This window comes from Polaribacter sp. IC066, from assembly GCF_007997085.1.
Lineage (GTDB): Bacteria > Bacteroidota > Bacteroidia > Flavobacteriales > Flavobacteriaceae > Polaribacter.
Window position 1 is genome coordinate 1 of sequence record NZ_VORR01000111.1, and the last position, 2,613, is coordinate 2,613.

The window sequence follows — 2,613 nt, forward strand, 5'->3', positions numbered from 1 at the left end:
TTTGCTAACACCGTGTATAGAAAATTGCTAAATTAGTGCTTTACCAAAGGCAGTTGCATTTTTGCGTACTTCAAATTTTCCGTTGGAAAATCCTCGCACACAAAAACGCAACTTTCCATAACACAAACACGTTGTGCGCCATTAAAAAAAAAATCGTAACTACAAATGAAAATAGAGAAATACAATCAAAAATTATTAGCCATTTTAGGAACAGTTGGAGTAATATTTTTAACAGTTGCTTTAGTAGCATTTATTTCAATTACAATTATGGAACATCGAAGATACAATCCAGAAGATATTGAAACTGGAATATTATCAGATGAAAAAATTGAAAAGTTACAAAAGGAAAATAAAAGAGAACAAGTAATTTCATACAAAACACCAATACTAATTGACACTTTGAAATCTGTATATATCATTCCTGTTTCCCATAAAACACTGAATGAAAAAGAAGATATAACAGGACTTTTAAATGCATTTACTTCATCTGAAAATGACAGCAAACCTTCAGATAATAGATATTCAGGCGGATTTTATGGAGCATATAATAATGTAATTGTTTATAATCCAAATGGCGGAAAAAACAAAAAACTATTTGAAAAACGAGTGAATTTCAATAAGATTAATACAGAATATTTTGACAATGAAATTCTTTTATTAATTCAGGCGTCCGAAAAAGATACATTCAAAGATGGTGTAATAAATTTAGAAGATTTTAAATCACTTTACATCTACTCTTTTAGCCAAAATAAAATGGAAAAAATCGGAATTGACGGAATGGACGTTTATGATTATAAGTTTGTTAATAACAGTAAAGATTTGATTATTAAATTCGGAGTTGATAAAAATAAAGACGGAAAATTCAACGAATATAATGAACCAACATTAGTAAAAAAATATGAATTTAAAAGCGGAAAGTTAATTGACATTATAAGTAATAAAACAAATTCTGAATTACAGAAAATGTTAGAAGGAACGAAAAAATAACAGCGCACAACACCGTGTAAAAAAAATTGCTGGTTTTAGCCAACTTACGAAAATCCTCGCGGATTTTCTTGGTTTGTGTTTTATTTAGTAACTTTATTGCTTAAAACACGCAACTTTTCTTACACAAACACGTTGCAAGTAATAGCGGAAAATCCTCAAACCGAATAAATTTGCGGTTCGAATTTCCTGATTTTTTGTGTTTATAAAGTCCGAAAAACTGAAAAAATAGGTGGAACACTCTTTCGCGAATCGATAATTTAATCAAAATGCGGAATTTCCAATATTGTGGAATTGAGCAAGATTCGGAATTGAGTTAGTTTACGGAATTTTTTCTCTTGCAAAAAATCTGAAATAAATCTTCTAAATTTCGGAATTGAGCAAGTTGCGGAATTTAAAAATCTTTGCGAATTCTAAAAGTTTTCGGAAAAAAGCGGAAAACAAAAAATAGAGAAAGGAATAAAAATTGCGAAAAAAAACTACTACTTGCAACACCGTTTATAGAAAATTGCTAAATTAGTGCTTTATCAAAGTGAGTTGCTTTTTTATGTACTTTAATTTTCCGTTGGAAAATCCTCGCACACAAAAAACGCAACTTTCCATAAACAAACACGTTGCAAGTAATTAAAAACGAATTCCTAAAAACCGAATAAATTGCAGTTTGAAACTCTTCAAATTTGTGTTTCTAAAAGTTCGGAAAAAGGAAAATTGTGGAACACTCTCTCGCTAATCGGAATTTATTCAAAATGCGGAATTTCCAAGATTATGGAATTGAGCAATATTCGGAATTGAGCAATTTTGCGGATTTTTTACTCGTGCGAAAAATCTGAACTGTATTTCCAAAATTTCGGAATTAAGCAATCCCGAAACTTCGGGAGCGGAATTTTCACTCACTCGGAAAACAAGAAAAAAGTTTCCATAAATGAGAAATTTAGAAAATACGAGATTTTTAAAGTTTATAAAAGTGCAAAAAATAAAGAAATCGGAAAAAAGAAAACCAAAATTATGAAAAAAGAAAAACTACTTGCAACACCGTATAAAAATAATTGCTAAATTAGTGCTTTAACAAAGGTAGTTGCGTTTTTGCCAACTTCTGAATTTCCGCTGGAAATTCCTCGCTGACAAAAAACGCAACTATTCTTATACCAAACGTTGGCAAACATAAAAATGGAATACAAATTCAGAACGATTTCAGTTTTTTATTTTATAACTATACTTTTGACTTTAATTCTTATTATTGGAATAATGGGAATCAAATTAGTTGGAAGAATGGAATCTTTTCCTGCATTTTTATTTACAATTTCAACATTTATAACATCTTATTTAATTGCTTACAAATTAACTTTAGGAAAAGTGAAAATTACTTTGTCAAATAAGAAAGTGGAATTCTTGTGGATTAAAAAACCAATATTGACATTTCAAAATAATGAATCTGTTGACATAGAAAATATTGAAAGTTGGAAATATAGAGATGAATTTAGATATAGTTATTTTAAAATTTAGGTTCTTCGCCAAAAGTTATGGATTAGTGATTCCCTAAGAAATATATCATATTACAAAAATTATCAATATTCCTGAAACCTCTAGCTCTAGATCGTGCTAATTGCATGACACTATTTAATCCTTCCG

At 29.2% G+C, this 2,613-nt stretch carries 3 protein-coding genes; 2 read left to right on the forward strand and 1 reads right to left on the reverse strand.

All coding sequences use genetic code 11. The features are described from left to right. Positions 1 to 165 precede the first annotated feature (165 nt). Both ES044_RS18050 and ES044_RS18055 read left to right on the forward strand, forming a co-directional pair. Complete coding sequence (locus ES044_RS18050) at positions 166 to 987, forward strand: hypothetical protein (protein ID WP_147120757.1); 822 nt, start codon at positions 166 to 168, stop codon at positions 985 to 987. Positions 988 to 2,229: 1,242 nt separating this feature from the next. Further along, the gene (locus tag ES044_RS18055; protein ID WP_147120756.1) at positions 2,230 to 2,487 is read left to right on the forward strand and encodes a hypothetical protein; all 258 of its coding nucleotides are present in this window, start codon (positions 2,230 to 2,232) and stop codon (positions 2,485 to 2,487) included. Between the two features lie 22 nt (positions 2,488 to 2,509). On the opposite strand, the gene ES044_RS18060 is transcribed toward ES044_RS18055, so the two are convergent. Next, on the reverse strand, positions 2,510 to 2,613 hold a 104-nt coding region (locus ES044_RS18060), incomplete at its 5' end, for a transposase (RefSeq protein ID WP_147118358.1).